Origin of the sequence: Marinobacterium profundum (assembly GCF_001528745.1) — a bacterium.
GTDB classification, from domain to species: Bacteria; Pseudomonadota; Gammaproteobacteria; order Pseudomonadales; family Balneatricaceae; genus Marinobacterium_A; species Marinobacterium_A profundum.
The window spans coordinates 1-1,831 of the sequence record NZ_BCNS01000041.1 but is presented as its reverse complement, the minus strand read 5'-3'; the positions used below and the strand labels follow the sequence as shown (position 1 = coordinate 1,831).

Sequence of the window (1,831 nt, the reverse complement as noted above, 5' to 3'; positions counted from 1 at the left end):
CAGTGCTCGCCGGCGTCATAAAGGGGAAGCAAGAGCCGTTCTGCCATATTGGTGCGATCTCCAAGTCTGGAACTGACGGCTTTTGTGCTGATGAGCGAAGCGAATCGCACCGTTTACCCAAGCGAATTGTTCCGGACGGCGTTCCGTCGTGCGGCGGTTCGGCGCTATGCCCGCCGCTGCAATGCCAGGTTTTTTGCCCTGGCGTTTTTTTACTGCACCAGTTCGTTGTCGCTGAACATGCCTTCAAAGAGCGCGGTCGACAGGTAACGCTCGCCCGAGTCCGGCAGAATCACGACTATATGCTGGCCCGCAAAGGCCGGATCATTGGCAATGCGCAGTGCTGCACAGACCGCAGCACCACAGGAAATTCCTGCCAGAATGCCTTCCTTTTCCATCAGTTCCCGGGCGATGGCGATGGCATCGTCATTGCTGACCTGTTCGACCCGGTCGATCAGTGCCAGGTCGAGGTTGCCCGGTACGAAACCTGCGCCAATGCCCTGAATCTTGTGCGGTGAGGGCTTGAGCTCGTCGCCCGCCAGCGTCTGGCTGATAATGGGTGAGTCCACCGGTTCTACTGCCACACTGGTAATGGCCTTGCCCTGGGTCTGCTTGATGTAGCGCGATACGCCGGTAATGGTACCGCCGGTACCCACGCCCGCCACCAGTACATCCACCAGGCCATCGGTATCCTGCCAGATTTCGGGGCCTGTGGTTTTTTCGTGAATCTGCGGGTTGGCCGGGTTTTCAAACTGTTGCAGCATCAGGTGGGTTGAAGGATTGCTTTCCACCAGTTCGGCGGCCTTGGCGATGGCGCCTTTCATGCCCTTGGCCGGTTCCGTCAGTACGATCTCGGCGCCCAGAGCTTTCATCAGCTTGCGGCGCTCGATGCTCATGGAAGAGGGCATGGTCAGCACCAGCTTGTAGCCGCGTGCCGCAGCAACATAGGCCAGGGCAATGCCGGTGTTGCCGCTGGTGGGTTCCACCAGCGTCATGCCGGGCTTGAGCTGGCCGGACTTTTCCGCAGCCCACACCATGCTGGCGCCAATGCGGCATTTTACGGAGCCAGCCGGGTTGCGCGACTCTATCTTGGCGTACAACTTGGCGTTAGGTGCCAGCTGCTTGAGGTGTACCAGCGGTGTATTGCCAATGGATAAAGAGTTGTCCTCATATATCTTCATGGTGATCCTTGTGTTGAGCGTGGTGGTAAAATCCGTAGCACAGTTATAGCGAACCCCGGCGCTTTGTGAAAGGCTCCGCCGCCGTGATGTGAGAACAAGGCAGGATTGCCTTCAGTTTCAATGATGGAAGAGAGAAAAAGCATGCGCTTGTTGATGAGAGCCCTGTCCCCCCTGGTATTCTGGCTGGCCTATGGGATCTTCAGAATGCGCTGGCTGAAGTCGTCGCGTCGTCGGCATCGGCTGGCCATGGAGTTGTTTCGGCTGGCGGCGGATCATGGCCATTGCCGTGCGCTGTCGGTCTATGGGCATCTGCTGCACTTTCGTGGTGATGGTATTGCCAATCGTATCCAGGGCGCGATCTACCTGCAGCAGGCCGCCGACAAGGGCGACAGCAAGGCCTGCTATCAGATGGGGCGCATCTTCGAGCAGGGTTTCGAACACCATTTTCCGCCGGATCTTGCCAAGTCGCTGCACTATTATCGCCTGGCGGCGGAGCAGCAGCACCCGTTGGCCGTGCGCCGTCTGGCGGATGTCTACCGCAAGGGCGAACTGGGGCAGAGCGCCGATCCTCATGCGGCAAAGCGCTGGGAACCGAGCCTTTGATCGGAACAGGGGCGGCCATGTCGTCTCGCCCCTAGCTCCTAGCTCCTAGC

2 protein-coding genes are annotated in these 1,831 nt (G+C 59.0%); one reads left to right on the top strand and one right to left on the bottom strand.

The window, feature by feature from the left end:
• Positions 1 to 209 precede the first annotated feature (209 nt).
• Positions 210 to 1,178, bottom strand: a complete 969-nt coding sequence (gene cysK, locus MPRO_RS02655; protein ID WP_067286609.1) for a cysteine synthase A — start codon at positions 1,176 to 1,178, stop codon at positions 210 to 212.
• A gap of 141 nt (positions 1,179 to 1,319) precedes the next feature.
• Between cysK and MPRO_RS02650 the strand changes: the two genes are divergently transcribed.
• Positions 1,320 to 1,781 (top strand): tetratricopeptide repeat protein, encoded by a 462-nt coding sequence (locus MPRO_RS02650; RefSeq protein ID WP_067286613.1) that lies wholly within the window; start codon positions 1,320 to 1,322, stop codon positions 1,779 to 1,781.
• The last annotated feature ends 50 nt before the right edge of the window (positions 1,782 to 1,831 follow it).